This window comes from Chryseobacterium sp. BGARF1 (assembly GCF_001677955.1).
Classification (GTDB): domain Bacteria; phylum Bacteroidota; class Bacteroidia; order Flavobacteriales; family Weeksellaceae; genus Chryseobacterium.
The window spans coordinates 1-17508 of the sequence record NZ_LELA01000003.1 but is presented as its reverse complement, the minus strand read 5'-3'; the positions used below and the strand labels follow the sequence as shown (position 1 = coordinate 17508).

Below are 17508 nucleotides of genomic sequence, written 5' to 3'. Positions count from 1 at the left end.
AAAACCAATTGATGATATGGTAATTTCACAAAAAATTCAGTTCAGGCTCAATGTACTTTTTATTACGGTTGCAGTTTTGGCAATCACATTTCTGTCACTGTACAGTTTAGGATATTTAGATGAACTTGAAATTATTCTTGCCAAAGACAATTACATTTTTTACTGGATGCTTTTGGTAGGAGTTTTTGCTGAAGTTGTCGCCGGATCAATGGGAATGGGGTATGGTGTGATTTGTACCACAACACTTTTATTTCTGGGAATTCCTCCGCATGCAGTAAGTGCAAGTATTCATTCTGCAGAAAGTTTTACAACAGCGGCCGGAAGTATCAGTCATATTAAACTAAAAAATGTAAGCAAAAGTCTGGTAAAAAAACTGGCTATTCCTGCAATTATCGGAGCAATTATCGGAGCCGTTTCGCTGACCTATTTGGGGGAATATTATTCGAAAATTACAAAAACGGTGATCTCTTTTTACACTTTGTATCTTGGAATTCAGATTTTATCAAATGCTTTTAAACCTAAACAGAATAAAGCTTTAAAGAAAAAAACAAACCTTACCAGATTGGGAGTTATCGGTGGTTTCATCGATTCTTTTGCTGGTGGAGGATGGGGACCTTTGGTGACCGGAACTTTAATTAAAAATTCTTTTACTCCAAGATTTGCAGTGGGAAGTTCTACTGTGGCAAAATTTATTTTAACCGTTACCGCGGCAGTTACTTTCTTTTTAACTTTAGGAATTCAGCACTGGAATATTATTTTAGGACTTCTGATCGGTGGAATTATTACCGCACCATTTTCTGCAATGCTCACCGCAAAACTTCCTGTAAAAAATATGTTTATCATCATCGGAACTTTGGTGATTGTAATGAGCTCGATTACGATTTATAAATCTGTTTTTTAGATTGTTTTTTTGTGAAAAATTTAGCAGAATTTGAATTCAATTCAAATCAAAAATAATTTACATTTACAGCCTAAAAATAATACATGAATTTACATATCGTTGCTCTTTTTAAATTTAAAGAAAATAATTTGATGGATGCTGTAGAACTGTTTCAGACCTTGGTAAGAGAGACCAGAAAAGAAGATGGATGTCTGCAATATGACCTAATTGAAGATAAAGACAATAAAGGTACTTTCTTCTTGATCGAGCTATGGGAAAGTGTAGAGCACCACAATCTTCATAACGGGGCGGATCACCTATTGGATTTCAGGAAAAATGCATCTAAAATACTGGAAGAAACAGCACAGGTGTATAAAGGTTTTAAGATCTATTAATTTTGCTAGATGCTAGATGCTAGATGCTAGATGCTAGATGCTAGATGCTAGATGCTAGATGCTAGATGCTAGAAAAGTCAAAAGGCAGTTTCATCATTTTGAAACTGCCTTTTTATTAGAAAAAATAGAAAGTATATTTTTAAAAGTGAATGCTAATATGTGAATTTGCTTCGCAGTGAATATGTCAATTGTCAATTTTAAAATTCACCTTTGACAGCAAAGTGGATTCACGATTCACTCTTCTTATTTTACAATAAGTTTTTTTGTCTCTGTTTTACCTCCAAAAGAAATTTTAACTAAATAATTTCCGGATGGAAGATGAGATAAGTTAAGGTCTTGTTTGTAGAAACCAGTTTGGTTGCTTAGTTCAGCATTGTAAACTCTTTTTCCTGTAAGGTCGTACACTTCAACGCTTCCTTTATTGTTTGCTTTTTCTTTAACATCAAATAAAACAGTCACTTTTTTATCAGCTGTAGTTGGGTTTGGATAGATCCCAAAACTTGCTTTTTTGCTAACTTCTGTAATCCCTAAAGTTGAGGTAATATTTTTGTATTTGAAATACATATTTCCAGTAGCAGTTCCTTCATTAGAAATAAAATACATTCTGTAGTACTCTGAACCTTGCTTAATATAATACACTACATCATTATAAAAACCAGAAGTTGGTTTCCAAGAATGGCCTATTGTTGTAATATTATTAGAAAATGCTGTTGAAACCGGAATTGTAGCTGTAGCTGTTGCCTGAGTTTCCGGTTGCACTTTCGCAATGCTCACCGTCGGACTTTGAAGAACTCCAGACATTTGGTACATCATATAGTTCATATAAAAAGTATAGTATCTTGTGAACATCAAATCCCAATTAGCTTTTGGAGGTTCTATATTTTCTACCTTTGCGCCCGTTGTAAAAGAAAAATAATTGAAATAAGCATCATCAGTACCATTTGCTAACGTTCTTGTTTCGGTAGTTCCCCATGTAGAAGTAGTCGCATTCCATTTAGAATATTTAAAGGTATAACCTCCATAATAATCTTCAATCGCAAATTTGATGTAAGAATTATCAGGATATTGAATCACAAAAATAATTTTTCCCTCAACGTGATGATTGCCTCCGTTATACTGTCCCCATCCTGTAGGCGCAGAGCCTTGTTCAAAAGCTCCGTCTTCTAATGCAGTTGTTTGATCAGGGTTATATAATGGCGCTCCCCATGAAGAAAGATTTGCTATATTGATATTATCCCAGTTGGAAAGATTATTAGAAGCTTCATATACTTTTATGTTAAGTGCATCATTTATTCTTGTTCCGTATCCGTAAGTAGCATTTCTGTAAAAAGCAACATCCCATGTATTGGCAGGTTGTGTAACTGTATTATTTGTGCTTAAATCAAAAAATACACGATTTTGATAACTTGCACCCATAGACATATTTACTGTAGTATATCCGTTTGCGTCAACTTGTGCCAAGATAGTTTGCTGAACTGTTAGTGCAAAAAGAGACCCCAATAATAGTTTTGTTTTCATAACCTTATTCCTTATTTAGAATTGTTCTACAAAACTATATAATTATTTTTAATAATTCTAAATAAAAACAAGATAAATATCATGTTTTAGCTTTTTTTAGATGAAATTTATTGATAATCGATTGTCATTCATATTATTAATAAAAAAAAGTTGACTACAAATTGTAATCAACTTTTTTAGAATATATTTGAAGATCAATTATTTCTTAATAAATTTTGAATGAGAAACTGTTTTGTTATCATCTTCAGAAGTGAAGACATAAACTCCAGTAGCTAAAGAAGAAACATCAAATCTATTGTTGTTGGCAGCTCCTTGTGCAACCAAATTTCCTGATGCAGAATAAACTTTTACAGATCTTACATTTGATCTACCTACAAACTGAATTTCATTATTTGCATTAATAACAAATTTAAAAGCATTTGTATTCGTTTTTACATCTGATGTTCCCAAAGAAGCAAGTACATCATAAGTAACGTCATCTACATAAGCTGCAGAATGTGCTGCTGCTCCCGTAAATTTCCATACGATATATTGTTTCGTAGAAGTTGGTACATCTAGAGTAAATGTTTGTGGAGAAGAACCCACAGCAATAGTTGTTGGTGTACCTAAAGAAGTAAATGTTGTCATATCAGTTAGGTTTGATACCATACCTGCTTCAATGGTAGAGCTACCACCAGAATTAGATGATGCACCAACCGTGAATTGAAGTTTTTTAGTTCCGTTTGGTGCAATAATTTTTGGAGCAACTAAATATGAAGGTGTTCCTGGCGAATTTGCTGCATAAAATTGAGCGGTATTACTTCCATTATTAGGTGCCACATATACATTGATCGCTGAGTTTGCTATAACTTTATTCCACCCATTCTGCGGTAGACCAGTAGTAGTAGCTGCTACAAAAGAGTTAAAGTTTTCGTTGATCGTACCGACCGGAGTTGTGTCATAAACTATATCATCAAAATCTGTTGCAGTATGCTGTGTAAGGGCTACTTCATTTACCGTTTTAAAAACAATATAAGATGAAGATGAGCTTGGGATCACTCTTGTGATCGTCTGATAAGTATTTTCAGAAAGTGTAACTGGCGCTCCTACCGCAACGAAAGTTGTCATATCTGTAGGGCTTGATGCCAAACCAACTTGAACAATTACTGCAGCAACATTCTGTGAACTTCTTCTTGCTTTGAATGAAAGTGTCTTGTCTCCTGTAGGAGCAACGATCTGTGGTGAAACTAAATACTGCGGAGTATCTTTATTACCTCCCGAATAAGATGAAACATATCTATTGCTGGCATCACTTGCTTCTGCATAAACAATCATCATTGGTGGCGGTGGACTTGGTGGAGTATTCATTGGAGGAAGTACCGCAGACCAACCACCTTGAGGGAAAGTTGTATTTCCTGTATTAAAACTGTTGAAATTCTCATTTAAGGTCGCTACCTGAGCGTTTGCTGCGAAAGCTGAAAAAACTAATCCTGTAAAAAGTAATTTTAATTTCATTTTTTCTATTATTTTTGAATATGATGCAAAATTAAGAATTAGTTTTTAATTATTCTAAATAAAACAATGATTTTTATCTTGTTTTTATTTTTACAAATCCATTAATATTAAACACTTAGCATTTTTATTTAAAAATAAGTTATCATTTTCAAAATTCATTTATCATTATTGAATATTAAAAATATCACTTCATAAAGTTTTAATTATTTTTACTTGTTCTAAATAAAGCGCTATATTTGTCGAAAATTTTGAGTTTATGAAGAAGAAGGTACTTTCAATTGTGATGTTGTCTACTATTTGTTGGATAAATGCACAGGAAAAAGATTCTCTAAATCAGAAAAAAATAGAAGAAGTTGTTATCACCGGGCAATATACTCAGCAATCTATTAATAAATCTATATATAAGGTTGAGGTTATTAATGCGGAACAAATTAAGAATATGGCGGCCACAAATGTTGCGGAAGTTCTTAATCAAAGCTTAAATATTCTCATTACATCAGACCGAAATTCAGGAAATTCCACAGCAAACCTGATGGGACTTGGTGGTGAATACACAAAAATTCTCATAGATAATATACCTGTTGTAGGGGATGTTGGCTTAGGAAATAATATTGATCTTACAAAATTGAATGTAAACAATGTTGAAAGAATTGAAGTTGTAAGAGGCTCAATGGGAGTAGATTATGGAAGTAATGCTGTTGCAGGTGTTATCAATATTATTACTAAAAAAAACAGTCATAAAAAATTAACATTAAATGCATTTCTACAAGAAGAAACGGTAGGTAAAGAGTATGATTGGTATAAAAATGGAGAAGGAAGACACATTCAAAATTTGAATATTGGTTATAATATCAGTGATAATTGGTATGTAGGAGCTAATATAAACCACAATGATTTTCAAGGTTTCAAAGGTAATTATGAGGGGTATAAGTATTTCGAGCAAGATGACAAAAGAGGTTATGCTTGGCAGCCGAAAGATATTTTAAATGTTGACGGGGTTATACGTTATTCGAAGAATAAAACATCCATCTTTTACAAATTTGGATTTTTAAATGAGAAACTTAATTATTACAATCCAATCGTTAAAGAACTGTATTTAGGGGAAGGTAACAGAACATTTATCTCTACTGATAGAGATTATAAAACTACACGATACGTTCATCAGCTAAATGTACAAGCAAAACTTGGAGCAATTAATTATACAGGAGATTTTTCATATCAAACTCAGGACAGAAAATACAGAGATTTTGTCTATGATATTCCAAATAGGCAGGTAAGAGGTAATTTAAATGAATATCAGTCTTATAATAAATCTGATGTACTGTATTCAAGAGGAGTTTTTAGTAATTTTCTTGATAATGATAAAATTGATTTTCAAATTGGATATGAGTTGGATCACACAACCGGGTTTGCAGGTAATATAGCAGGTAATTTTGGGGGAATAAATGATGTAAAAAGAAAAATTTTTAATTATGCTAATTTCATGTCAGTCGAATGGGATGCAGCTAATTGGCTTTCAATTCGTCCAGGTTACCGTTTAGCTTTAAGTGATAAATTCGATACACAGCATAATTATTCATTAACAGCCAGAGCAAAAGTAACAGATAATGATAATGTTCGTCTTGTTGTAGGGAGTGCCAACAGATTTCCAAATTTTGATGAATTATATACCTACCAGGTAGATAGTAATCATGATATTCAGGGGAATCCAGATTTGAGTCCGGAAAAAGGAATGACAGTTTCTTTAAATGCTGATAAAAAAATAGCCACAGATTCAGGGTGGAACCTGGGAATAGGAGCCAGTGCTACTTATCTGAAAGTAAAAGACAGGATTGAAATGGCGCAGGTTAGCAGTAATCCTTTAAAATTTAAATATATTAATATTGATCGTTTTGAAAGCTATTTGTTTGAAGCCAATTTCAGAGCTCAAAAAGGTCAGTTTAGTTTATCAACAAATGCTGCGTATTATGGAATTTCAAGAGTTTTGAATCAGGACGGACTTTTTTCACCTGATGATTTCTTCTACACTTTTGAGGCGAATGTTGCCGCTAATTATATTGTTCCTAAAACAAATACTACATTATCTTTATTCTATAAATATACTGGGAAAACTCAAATACCTACTTTGATGTCAGACCTTACGTCTTCTCAATATATCATTGGTGAGCGAAACGATTTTAGCATGATGAATTTTACGGTTACTCAGCCATTCTTTAAAGATCATTTTGAGGTAAGCGCTGGTGTGAAAAATATTTTCGATGTATCATCGGTTAGAGATACTACTATTTCTGGAAATGTTCACGATGCTGCCGATTCAAGTTCTAATCTTTTCTACGGCCGAAGCTATTTTGTAAGAATTGGCTATAATTTCTAAAATTTTAAAAATGAAAAAAATATTGTTTTATCTTTTAATTGGAGGAACATTTATTACACAGTCGTGTATTAACGATAATGATGATCCAATTGTAGTGCCAAAAACTGACGGATTTACTGTAGATGCCAAAGTTGGTGGTGCTACTCAACCTAATCAAGTTTGGTTTGACTTCGGGACGAACTCTATGGTTTCTACAAAAAGAGGAGACTGGGATCTCGCTTTTTATTCAGGTAATGAGTTTAAAATAATTTTGAATTCATCAGTAGCGATGGCTGCAGCTAAAGTTCCTAACGCAACAGATATCAAACAAGTGACAGCGGCAAGTGTAGCAACTTTAACAAGTCAGGTTGTAGTCGGTCCATATAGCGCTGCCAATATAAAATACATTGATGATGTAAAAGGTAATATACCTTCAGGATATACTGCGATTGAAGAAGTAAAAGCGAATGCCTCGGAGAATGGGATCTATCTTGTTAATATGGGGGTAAAAGTTTTTACAGGGAATGTAGCTGCTGGTTCTGTTAATACAGGCTCAGAATCAAGAGGATGGATGAAGATACAGGTTTTAAGACAAGGTAACGGTTATAAAGTGAGATATGCACCACTTGATGAAACTACGAATATCAAAGAATTAAATGTTACTAAAAACTCAGCATATAATTACAGTTTCGTAAGCTTGGTTAATAATAATGATGTAGTTATTCAGCCCGAAAAGAAAAATTGGGATATTGGTTTTACAGTCTTTACTAATGTTATTGAGGGAATGGGAACTTACGTCTATGCTGATTTTATTACCATTAATAATATGGGTGGTGCAGGAGCTTATGAAGTGAATGCAGCAGGGACTGTAACAGGAACTGAAGCATATAATAATTTTAAATTGTCAGATATTGATCAGTCTAAATTCGTATATAACGATCAACGAGTGATTGGAGGTAACTGGAGAGAAGCAGGACCTTCCGGATCTCAGGTAAAAAGTAATGTTTTCTATGTAATAAAAGATGCAGAAGGATATTATTTTAAACTAAGATTTAAAAATATGACAGATGAGAAAGGTGAAAGAGGTCATCCTCAATTCGAGTATAAACCTTTATAATTTTAGAAAATAAATCAGATAAAAATGAAAAAATTCATCCTTGCCGCTTCTGTTCTTATGGCAGTCTATTCTTGTCAGAAAGAAGTACAAAAGCCTACAGAAAACGGAAATGAACTTGTTGCAGAAACTCCAAGATCAAATAATAAAATTGTAACTTTAAACGGAGGAATTACTGAGATCGTTGCCGCTTTAGGTCACGAAAAAGAGATCGTTGCAACAGATGTTACAAGCACATATCCAGAATCTTTAAAAACGACTGCTGAAAATTTGGGGCACGTAAGGTCAATCACCATCGAACCTATTATGGCAGTTTCGCCCACATTGATCTTAGGCTCAGATAAAGATATCAACCCAGAATTGATGGGTAAAATAAAAGCTTCAGGAATCAAAACTGAAACTTTTAAGCAGGAATATACCGTTGAAGGAACCAAAAAATTAATTGCTGACGTTGCAAAAGCGGTGGGTAATACAGATTATCAGAAATTAAATGATAAAATTGATGCCGATTTAAAACAAATTCAGCCTATCGCTAAAAAACCAAAGGTATTATTCATCTACGCAAGAGGAAATATGATGATGGTTGCTGGTAAAAATACCCCAATGGCGGCCTTAATTAATTTAGCAGGAGGAGAAAATGCAGTTAATGACTTTGAAGATTTCAAACCTTTAACTCCGGAAGCGGTGGTAAAAGCAAATCCGGATGTATTGTTCTTCTTCTCAAGCGGATTACAGAGTTCAGGTGGAAACGAGGGTGCTTTAAAAATGCCGGGTGTTTCTCAAACCAATGCGGGTAAAAACAAAAAAATTATCGCAATGGATGGTGGTTTAGTTTCAGGTTTCGGTCCTAGACTGGGCGAGGCTGCAGTTTCATTAAATAAACTTTTAGTTGAAAGCACAAAGTAAATTATACTTTTACATGATATTAAGTACCATACTGCTCATTTTTATAGCAGTATGGTCTTTGAATACAGGGGTTTATGATTTCGGTGATAGATCTGCGTTTGAAGTTTTATGGAAAGTAATTGTAGGTGAGTCTGACTTGTCTTTAAGTGATAAATATATTGTTTGGGATGTGAGAGCATCCAGAATAGTGATGGCGATCATTATCGGAAGTATGCTTTCGGTTTCAGGAACCAGTTTGCAGGGGTTATTCAGAAATCCTTTAGCAACAGGAGATTTAATAGGATTGACAGCAGGAGCTACATTAATGGCGGCAATTACAATTGTTTTAGGAGGGCATTTCAGAGAATATCTTCCTGAGGCAGTACAATTTTCCCTTGTCGGGATTGCGGCTTTTATTGGTTCTCTTCTTGCCATGTTGCTGGTTTACAAGATCTCTACAAGCGGAGGGAAGACCAATGTGGTCATGATGCTTTTATCGGGCGTTGCCATTTCTGCGATCGGTTTTTCTATTACAGGGTTTCTGATCTATATTTCAAAAGATGAGCAATTGCGAGATCTAACCTTCTGGAATATGGGAAGTTTAGCCGCAGCAACATGGACGAAGAATATTATTTTAGCGGTGATCTTAATTATTTCTTACACTATTCTTTTACCTAAAGGAAAAGCTTTAAATGCGATGATGTTAGGCGAAAAAGATGCACAGCATTTAGGAATTAATGTAGAAAGATTAAAAAAACAAATCGTTATCATCGTTTCATTAATGGTGGGAAGTTGTGTAGCTTTTTCCGGAACAATTGGTTTTGTAGGATTAATTGTACCTTATATTTTAAGGCTTTTATTTAAATCTAATTACAGTTTTATCTTGCCATTATCTGCCATTTTCGGTAGTGTTTTATTACTTACAGCAGATACAGTGAGCAGGAGTGTAGTAGAACCATCAGAATTACCCATCGGAATTTTAACGGCAATGATGGGAGCACCTATTTTCATTGCTATTTTGTTGAAATTTAAAAAGTCAGTATAATGATAAAAGCTCAGCAAATAAGTTATAAACATAAAGAATTTCATATTCTAAATGATGTGGATGTTTCTTTAGACTTTGGCGAATTTTTAGCGATCGTTGGTCCAAACGGAGCAGGGAAATCAAGTCTACTGAGTGTTTTGGCAAATGAAGTGAAAACCAATCACCAGATCTTATTTAAAGATAAAAACATCAGAGACTGGAAAGTTGCCGAACTTTCAAAACATAAAGCTAAATTTTCTCAGCACAACTCCAACGATATTCCTTTGGAAGTAAAAGATGTCGTAATGATGGGACGTTACCCGTATTTCGATGCTCAACCCAAAAAGGAAGATCATGAAGCGATGAACAAAATGATGTATGAAACCGATGTTTATCATTTGAAAGACAGAGAATACAATACTTTGTCGGGCGGAGAAAAACAAAGGGTACATTTATCAAGAGTTTTAGCTCAATTGGATAATGAGATCACTCAAAAATTGGTTTTTTTGGATGAACCTCTGAATAATTTAGATATAAAACATCAGTATAAAGCTTTAGAAATCATTAAAAATTTCACAAAGCATGAAAATTCTGCGGTGGTCGTGTTGCATGATTTAAATTTGGCCGCTCAGTACGCAGATAAAATTTTATTGATGAAATCAGGACAGGTTGCAGCATACGGTACACCGGAAGAAGTTTTTACGGCTGAAAATATCAGTGAGGCTTACAATTTTCCATGTACTATTTGCGATCATCCGATTACTAAAAACCCAATGATTATTTTCGGATAATATGGAACAAAAAGATTTAAAAATATTAGCACAAAACCTTGCCAATCCGCAAGGCGAAAAAGGTATTCAGATTGGAGAAATGATGAATGAAACCAACATCGGAATGACATTGGAAAGCATCAAAACTCTTTTAATTGAAGATGACGAGCACATTCTTGAAATTGGTCACGGAAATGCAGCTCACGTAAAAAGTCTTTTAAGTTTAGCTCAAAACATAAAATACACCGGAATTGATATTTCCGAAACGATGCATCTTGAAGCTAAAAGATTAAATGAAACATTTAAAGATCAGGCAGAATTTGTTTTGTATGAAGGAACGAAACTGCCTTTTGAAGATAAGACTTTCGATAAAATATTCACTGTAAACACAGTTTACTTCTGGGAAGATCCGTTAGAGTATTTAAACGAGATCTACAGAGTTTTAAAAAAGAACGGAACATTTGTTCTTACTTTCGGACAGAGAGATTTCATGGAAACTCTACCTTTCACTCAATTCGATTTTACTCTTTACAATTCGGATGAAATGGAAGAAACGGTTTCTAAAAGTCTTTTTAAAAGAATGAAAATTTCTGAAAAAGAGGAAGAAATAAAAAGCAAAACCGGAGACGAATTGATCAAAAGAAATTACACAGTTTTAACCATAAAAAAATAAATAAAATGAATACAATAGTTAACAATCTGAAAGAAAAATGGGAAGCTCTGAAAGCAGAAAATCCACATATGAGAATAAGAAATGCCGCTGCAGAATTGGGTGTAAGCGAAGCAGAATTATTATTAACTAACGTAGGAGAAGAAGTAACCGTTCTAAAACCTGAATTTGCAAACATCTTAACAGAAGTTGAAAAATTAGGAAAAGTAATGGCTCTAACAAGAAATGACGAATGTGTTCACGAAAGAAAAGGAACGTATTTAAACGGTGATTTCAGCAGTCCGCATGCACAGCTTTTCGTAGGTGAAGATATCGATTTGAGGATTTTCCAGAATCACTGGAAATTTGCTTTCGCTGTGGTAGAAGGTGACAAAAAAAGTCTTCAGTTCTTTGGAAAAGATGGTTTAGCACTTCACAAGATTTATTTAACGAAAGACAGCAATGTTGAAGCTTTCGATCCTATCGTTGCTCAGTTTAAAGCTGAAAACCAAAATGAAGTTTTCGAATTTGAAGCAGTTGCCCCAAAAGCTCCTGAAAAAGCAGATTCAGAAATTGATGCTGAAGGTTTCAAAAAAGCTTGGACAGAATTGAAAGATACTCACGATTTCTTTATGATGACCAGAAAATTCGGGGTTTCAAGAACTCAGGCTTTGAGATTAGCTCCGGAAGGTTATGCTAAAAAAATTGATCCTTCAAAAGTGGTAAACGTTTTGGAAGATGCTTCTGAAAAGAGACTTCCTATCATGGTTTTCGTGGGGAACAGAGGAATTATTCAGATTCACACCGGAGAAGTGAAAAAAACAATGTGGCACCAACAATGGTTTAATGTAATGGATCCTGATTTCAATTTACATTTAGATGTTACAAAGATCGCTGAAGCTTGGATCGTGAAAAAACCAACTGAAGATGGTGAAGTTACGGCAATCGAAGTATTCAACAGCGAAGGTGACTTTATCGTACAATTCTTTGGAAAAAGAAAGCCGGGAATCCCTGAATTACAAGAATGGAAAGATTTGGTAGCAGATCTTGAAAAATAAATAATTAGATGATTGGATGAAGACCGTTTTGTTTGAAGATTCAAAACGGTCTTTTTTGTTGAACTTAAACAAAAATGTCTATCACAAATAACACTGATTCTAAATTTAGATATAATGTTGGAAAACGCAAAGACGCAAGAATTTTTTAAATTTACTTTTTAAGTCGCAAGGATTTTATCTTCGATAAAATTTAAAACTGCATATTTGCATAATTCGATTAATAAATCACTTGCTGAAAATCTTTGATTTTCTTGCGCCTTAAAAACAAAATAAAGGTGAAAACTTTGCGTCTTTGCGAAAAACCAACAAACCTACATTTGGAATACAGTCAATATAAATTTGTAATATTCTTGTTTAAAAACTTAATAAAATGAAAAATATTTTTATCGTCCTATTAGTTTTAGGATTTTCTGTTTCTAAAGCGCAGAATTTTAAATCGTATCAGTTTTATAATAAAAAAGGAAAAGCCATTAAAGCTGAAAAAATGGTCAAACAGCTTGCTGATTATGATGTTGTTTTCTTTGGGGAACTTCACAATAATTCGATCGTGCACTGGCTTCAGTTAAAAGTTACAGAAGGGCTTTACGACAAAAAAAATAAGCAGATCACATTGGGTGCCGAAATGTTTGAAAGAGACAATCAGCCACAGCTTAATAAGTATCTTGCGGGTAAAATTGAAGCTAAAAACCTGAAAGACTCTGTTCGTTTGTGGAATAATTATACGACTGATTACAAACCTTTGGTTGATTTTGCAAAAGATAAAAATCTAAACTTTATTGCGACCAATATTCCAAGAAAATATGCGTCTCAGACGGCAAAAGAAGGCTTGGAGTCTTTAAATAAACTGAGTGAAAAAGAAAAGTCTTACATTGCACAATTGCCGATCAATGTTACTTTAGACACTCCCGGTTATCCTGAAATGAAAAAAATGATGGGCGACCATGCAGAAGGTACGAAGGTGATGAATTTTATTTCTGCTCAGGCAACGAAAGATGCAACGATGGCGGAATCTATTCTAAATAATCTGCAGCCAGGAAAAACATTTATTCATTACAACGGAAACTTCCATAGTAAAGAATTTGGCGGAATTTACTGGTACATCAAACAGAAAAACCCAAATCTGAAAATGGCAGTAATCTCTGTTTTTGAATCTGAAGATGATGAATTAAAAATTCCTGAAAAAGAATACATTCCGACAGATTTTAATCTGATTATTCCGGCGGATATGACCAAGACTTATTAGATTTAAAGAAACAAATAAAAAGAGCAAAGTGAAAAAGTAAAAGAATCAAGTTGGTGTCCAAAGAAAATCTTTGATTTTCAAAACTAATGTGTTCTTTTATACATTTTAAAATTAAATTCTAAAGTGACTAATGTGTTAAAAAGACACTATCCCACGAATCAAACAGATCGTCACAGATCTTTTTATCTGCGGAATTTGCTCAATCTGCGTGAGAAAAATTAAACGAAATATATCAATAGAAACGGGCTTTAGTCCGTTTTTTTAATGCAAATATTTCCATTGGCTTTAGCCTAAACCTAAAAACATTTCTATCTTTGTTTAACATTTTAAAAAATGAAAAAAATCTCTTTACTTTTCATCCTGTTCATCGGTTTTATCAATGCTCAGAAATTGACATCCAATGAAATTTCATTAATCAATCAGGGTGATATTAATTTAGCCTTACCTATCTATCAGACTACCGATGCTCATCAACATAAAACTTTACTGAAGCTTTCTACTGAGATTGATCCGCTTGACAAAAACACGGCAACTTTGGTTAAAAGAATGGAGAAGTCACTTCTTTCAACTGACGGTGGAGTAGGAATTGCCGCTCCGCAAGTTGGAATCAATAGAAAAATAATTTGGGTACAGCGTTTTGACAAAGCCGGTGAACCTTTGGAATATTTCATCAATCCGGTGATTACCTGGAGGTCAGAGTTACAAAATCTCGGTCCGGAAGGAGACTTATCAATTCCCGATTTTCATGATCAGTTTTACAGAAGTAAAGTCATTCAACTGGAATATGTTGACTTAAAAGGCCAGAAATTCTCAGAAATGGTTGAAGGTTTTACGGCAGTTATTTTCCAGCACGAAATTGATCATCTTTTTGGAATTTTAATTTCAGATAAAAAGAAAAAAGAAGAGAATGATTCTTACCTGAAAGTAGATGCTTTTAAGAAAAGTGATTCTGTAAGAAGATAAACTGCTTTATTTGTTGATATCTTCAATCATTTTAATGATCTCTAAAAAATCGTTTTCTTTTTTGAAAGCTCTTATTTTGTCAACAATTTCTGGATGATCTTTAAAAAGAATATAAAGGTCTTCTTTTGCTTTTTCGTATTTCTTTTCTTTCATTCTGATTCTGTACGGATAAGCATAGAGTTTTTTGTCAGCATCATTAGCATCCTGAAATACAAAATTGGGGTAATCTTCTAGTGTCCTAGCAATTGCATTATACCCTCTGATCGATGTGAAATAGATATTGAATTTTCCTTCTGAGACCACTTCTCCAAAGGTCTCTGTGATTTTTGTAGGGGTTCCTACTAATGCATAATTATCTGCGTAAGCTTTAAAATTATGTAGCGGAACAAACTTTAAACCTTCTGCAGAGAAGCTTGTAATATCATTGGGAGTATATTTTGCGGGTTTTGCTTTTTCATCTAATCTGAAATGTAATTTATCATTTTGAGTGGGAAACCATTTTATCTGCCCATCAAGCTCAGATAAGTCTTTAAGGACTACTTTACCGGTTACAAATTCTGTAGCAAATGGATAGTTTTGTCCGTAACAGAAAAATACAGACAAAAGTAAGCTTACACTTAAAAGGTACTTCATGATGGATATTTTAGAAATCAAAAATAATGAAATAATTCTTTTATCAAAGGAATTAATAACTTCTCAATTCAACGCAAGAAACATTTTTTATTTTAATCTTTTTTCCAACCTTTTTTAATAAACCTGTTTCTGCATTTATTTTAAACACAACCACATTGCTGGTTCCGGTATTGGTTGCAATTAAGAACTTTCCGCTGGGGTCAATGTTGAATATTCTCGGATGTTTTCCTTTTGTAGATCGATAACCGACAGTTTTTAATGTACCGTTATTTTGAATTGAAAAGATGGCAATGTTATTTTCCTTTCCTCGATTTGAGGCATACAAAAATTTTCCATCGGGTGAAATATGAACATCAGAGCTCTCAAAGTTATCTTTATATTTTTCCGAATGGGTATTGATTCGTTGTAGATTATTCAGTTTCCCGTTTTCGTAAGAATATGCACTTACTGCTCCTCCCATTTCTTCGATACAATATGCAAATATTCCATTCGGATGAAATGTAAAATGCCTTGGTCCGCTTCCTAAAGTTGTTTTTGTAAAAGAAATTTCAGCATCTTGTAAAGGTTCCGCCTTTTCATTTTTAAATTGATAAGCCCTGATCTTATCTGCTCCCAAATCAGGACAAAAGATATAATCAAAGTTTGGAGAAAAAACAGTAGAATGAATATGCGAACGTTTTTGCCTGCCAGCATCTATACTTCCTTCCGAAAACTGAAAATTTTGAACATAAGGTTCAATTTTTCCACCTTCTGAAATAGGATAAACGGAAACACTTCCCTCGGTGTAGTTTCCATTCACGAGCCATTTTCCATTCTTATGAGCGGTAAGATAAACTGGATTTTCGCCACCACTTTTTTGACTGTTGATAAAAGTTAGCGTTTTATTTTGGGGTTTAAACTCAAAACTACTTACACTTCCCCCGTTTTCGGTTTTACTTTCAGTACATGCGAAAATATATTTTCCATTAGGCGAAACCGTTAGAAAAGAAGGATTTAAAATACCGGTAACAGATGTAACTTTTGACAAATTTCCGCTAATGGTATCTAATTGATAAACATAAATTCCTTCCGTATTTTTATCCCAATTGAAAGAGCCGAAAAAAGCATACGTGTTTTGAGAAAAGAAACAGGTCCAAGTACAAAAAGTAAAGGTTAAGACGAAAAGTTTTTTCAAAATATAGAGTTGACTGTGTTAGGTAAAGAGTACAAAAATTGGTTTTACTTTTTAGTATATGTCGTTTTTTAACCACAAAATCGACGAAAATATTTTATGAAGAAATAAGTTATTCAAAAGTTAAGTATGTTAAAACAATTAACAATGTATTTTGGGCAGCTATTCCGCCCTCCGTTCCCAAACCTAACGGAGTGGTTCGACGGAGTCAATCTTTTTTGCCTACATTTTTCCAGCAACAAAAAAGGATTTCCACTCAGGTCGGGCTGCAATCATATTACGTTACAAAATGTATGATTTAACCATTATTAGTACTTAGTAAAACAAACAATAAATGAAAATACTACACTTTGTCAACTTTTGAATATTCCTTTTTTAATTATTTCATTTGATTCCTTTTGGTAAAAAGACATTTTAAGCTTTTTGCTATGTAATCAATTTTTATTTTCAAATATAATACATATCCTTTAAAACTCGAACCAAAATAAGGTATTGAAACTATTTAATAACTCGTTATTAATCTGAGTTCGATTATTAAATTAACACTAAATATCAATAGGAATGGGCTTTAGCCCATTTTAAATAATCGTAAACTTAATTGGCTTTAGCCGAAATTTACAATAAGCTTTGGCTAAAGCCAATTGTGGTCTTCACATTTACATCGAGCTAAAGCCAGACCATATTGATTGAAATATAAAAGTTTAATTATCAATGATTTAATCTTTTGTAACAATCGAACTCAGGTTATTAGTTTTTTAAATTTTTTGAATTTCAAACGATCAACCGTCAACTAAAACCTATCAACTACTTAATTAAGTCTTCTAAATTTAATACTGAATTTCTATGCTTTTAATCTGCAATTTTAGCAAACCACTTTAGAGGCAAGGTTTCCCAATTTGGGATGAGGCAAACTTATTTCGAGGGAGACTTTCCCAACTTGGGATAATGCAAAATTTTTTGCGAGGAATGTTTCCCAAGTTGGGAGAGTGCAAACCAGTTTGAGGGAAGACCTTCCCAAATTGATAATGATATTTCTGTGTTTTCTGTTTGAGCAATGTGTTTATTGTTAGTTTTTTGTCAATTATTTTAAACAAAAAAATCTGCTCATATTTTGAGCAGATTTTATATCAATTTTAGATAAACTCTTAGAGTCTGTTTAAAAATTAAGTTTATTTTTAACATTAAGGAATTAAGACCTTTTAGCTTAAAGGACTTAATAAAAATCAATTCATTGATTTCTTATTTGCATTTAGATTAATTAACTGAAATTCTTAATGTTAAAACAAGAATAAACAAAGTTTATTTTAATTTAGAAATCGAAGATTCGACGTAGTCAAAATTAAGAAAAAGGTTATAAA

At 33.3% G+C, this 17508-nt stretch carries 15 protein-coding genes; 11 read left to right on the top strand and 4 right to left on the bottom strand.

From position 1 onward, the window contains the following. Nucleotides 1-16: 16 nt before the first annotated feature. The gene (locus AB671_RS00885) at nt 17-901 is read left to right on the top strand and encodes a sulfite exporter TauE/SafE family protein (protein ID WP_066678045.1); all 885 of its coding nucleotides are present in this window, start codon (nt 17-19) and stop codon (nt 899-901) included. 83 nt (nt 902-984) lie between these two features. Continuing rightward, nucleotides 985-1275, top strand: coding sequence for a putative quinol monooxygenase (locus AB671_RS00880; RefSeq protein ID WP_066678047.1), 291 nt, complete (start codon nt 985-987; stop codon nt 1273-1275). A gap of 243 nt (nt 1276-1518) precedes the next feature. Here the strand turns inward: AB671_RS00880 and AB671_RS00875 are convergent, their stop codons facing one another. Then, a complete protein-coding gene (locus AB671_RS00875) occupies nt 1519-2793 on the bottom strand; it encodes a T9SS type A sorting domain-containing protein (RefSeq protein ID WP_066678048.1) in 1275 nt (424 codons plus the stop codon). A gap of 198 nt (nt 2794-2991) precedes the next feature. Beyond that, a complete protein-coding gene (locus tag AB671_RS00870; RefSeq protein ID WP_066678049.1) occupies nt 2992-4287 on the bottom strand; it encodes a T9SS type A sorting domain-containing protein in 1296 nt (431 codons plus the stop codon). Nucleotides 4288-4543: 256 nt separating this feature from the next. On the opposite strand from AB671_RS00870, the gene AB671_RS00865 reads away from it, so the two are divergent. From AB671_RS00865 to AB671_RS00825, 9 genes are all read left to right on the top strand, one after another. Then, complete coding sequence (locus tag AB671_RS00865) at nt 4544-6661, top strand: TonB-dependent receptor plug domain-containing protein (RefSeq protein WP_066764701.1); 2118 nt, start codon at nt 4544-4546, stop codon at nt 6659-6661. Nucleotides 6662-6671: 10 nt separating this feature from the next. Further along, nucleotides 6672-7757, top strand: coding sequence for an HmuY family protein (locus AB671_RS00860; RefSeq protein ID WP_066680735.1), 1086 nt, complete (start codon nt 6672-6674; stop codon nt 7755-7757). A 24-nt stretch (nt 7758-7781) separates the two neighbouring features. Then, nucleotides 7782-8660, top strand: coding sequence for a hemin ABC transporter substrate-binding protein (locus AB671_RS00855; protein ID WP_066680731.1), 879 nt, complete (start codon nt 7782-7784; stop codon nt 8658-8660). Next, complete coding sequence (locus AB671_RS00850; protein ID WP_082987192.1) at nt 8644-9684, top strand: FecCD family ABC transporter permease; 1041 nt, start codon at nt 8644-8646, stop codon at nt 9682-9684. Before AB671_RS00855 ends, AB671_RS00850 begins: the two co-directional genes overlap by 17 nt. Next, nucleotides 9684-10454 carry a heme ABC transporter ATP-binding protein gene (locus tag AB671_RS00845; RefSeq protein WP_066680728.1) on the top strand — a complete coding sequence of 257 codons (771 nt, stop codon included), beginning with the start codon at nt 9684-9686 and terminating at the stop codon, nt 10452-10454. Before AB671_RS00850 ends, AB671_RS00845 begins: the two co-directional genes overlap by 1 nt. A gap of 1 nt (nt 10455) precedes the next feature. Further along, nucleotides 10456-11106, top strand: coding sequence for a class I SAM-dependent methyltransferase (locus AB671_RS00840; protein ID WP_066680726.1), 651 nt, complete (start codon nt 10456-10458; stop codon nt 11104-11106). Nucleotides 11107-11111: 5 nt separating this feature from the next. Beyond that, nucleotides 11112-12140 carry a hemin-degrading factor gene (locus AB671_RS00835; RefSeq protein ID WP_066680725.1) on the top strand — a complete coding sequence of 343 codons (1029 nt, stop codon included), beginning with the start codon at nt 11112-11114 and terminating at the stop codon, nt 12138-12140. Between the two features lie 370 nt (nt 12141-12510). After that, the gene (locus tag AB671_RS00830) at nt 12511-13383 is read left to right on the top strand and encodes a ChaN family lipoprotein (protein WP_066680724.1); all 873 of its coding nucleotides are present in this window, start codon (nt 12511-12513) and stop codon (nt 13381-13383) included. Between the two features lie 333 nt (nt 13384-13716). Then, complete coding sequence (locus AB671_RS00825; RefSeq protein WP_066680723.1) at nt 13717-14346, top strand: peptide deformylase; 630 nt, start codon at nt 13717-13719, stop codon at nt 14344-14346. Between the two features lie 6 nt (nt 14347-14352). Here the strand turns inward: AB671_RS00825 and AB671_RS00820 are convergent, their stop codons facing one another. Next, nucleotides 14353-14979, bottom strand: a complete 627-nt coding sequence (locus AB671_RS00820; protein ID WP_066680719.1) for a hypothetical protein — start codon at nt 14977-14979, stop codon at nt 14353-14355. 52 nt (nt 14980-15031) lie between these two features. Next, nucleotides 15032-16153: a lactonase family protein gene (locus AB671_RS00815; RefSeq protein ID WP_185114120.1), complete on the bottom strand. Its 1122-nt coding sequence runs from the start codon at nt 16151-16153 to the stop codon at nt 15032-15034. Nucleotides 16154-17508 lie beyond the last annotated feature (1355 nt).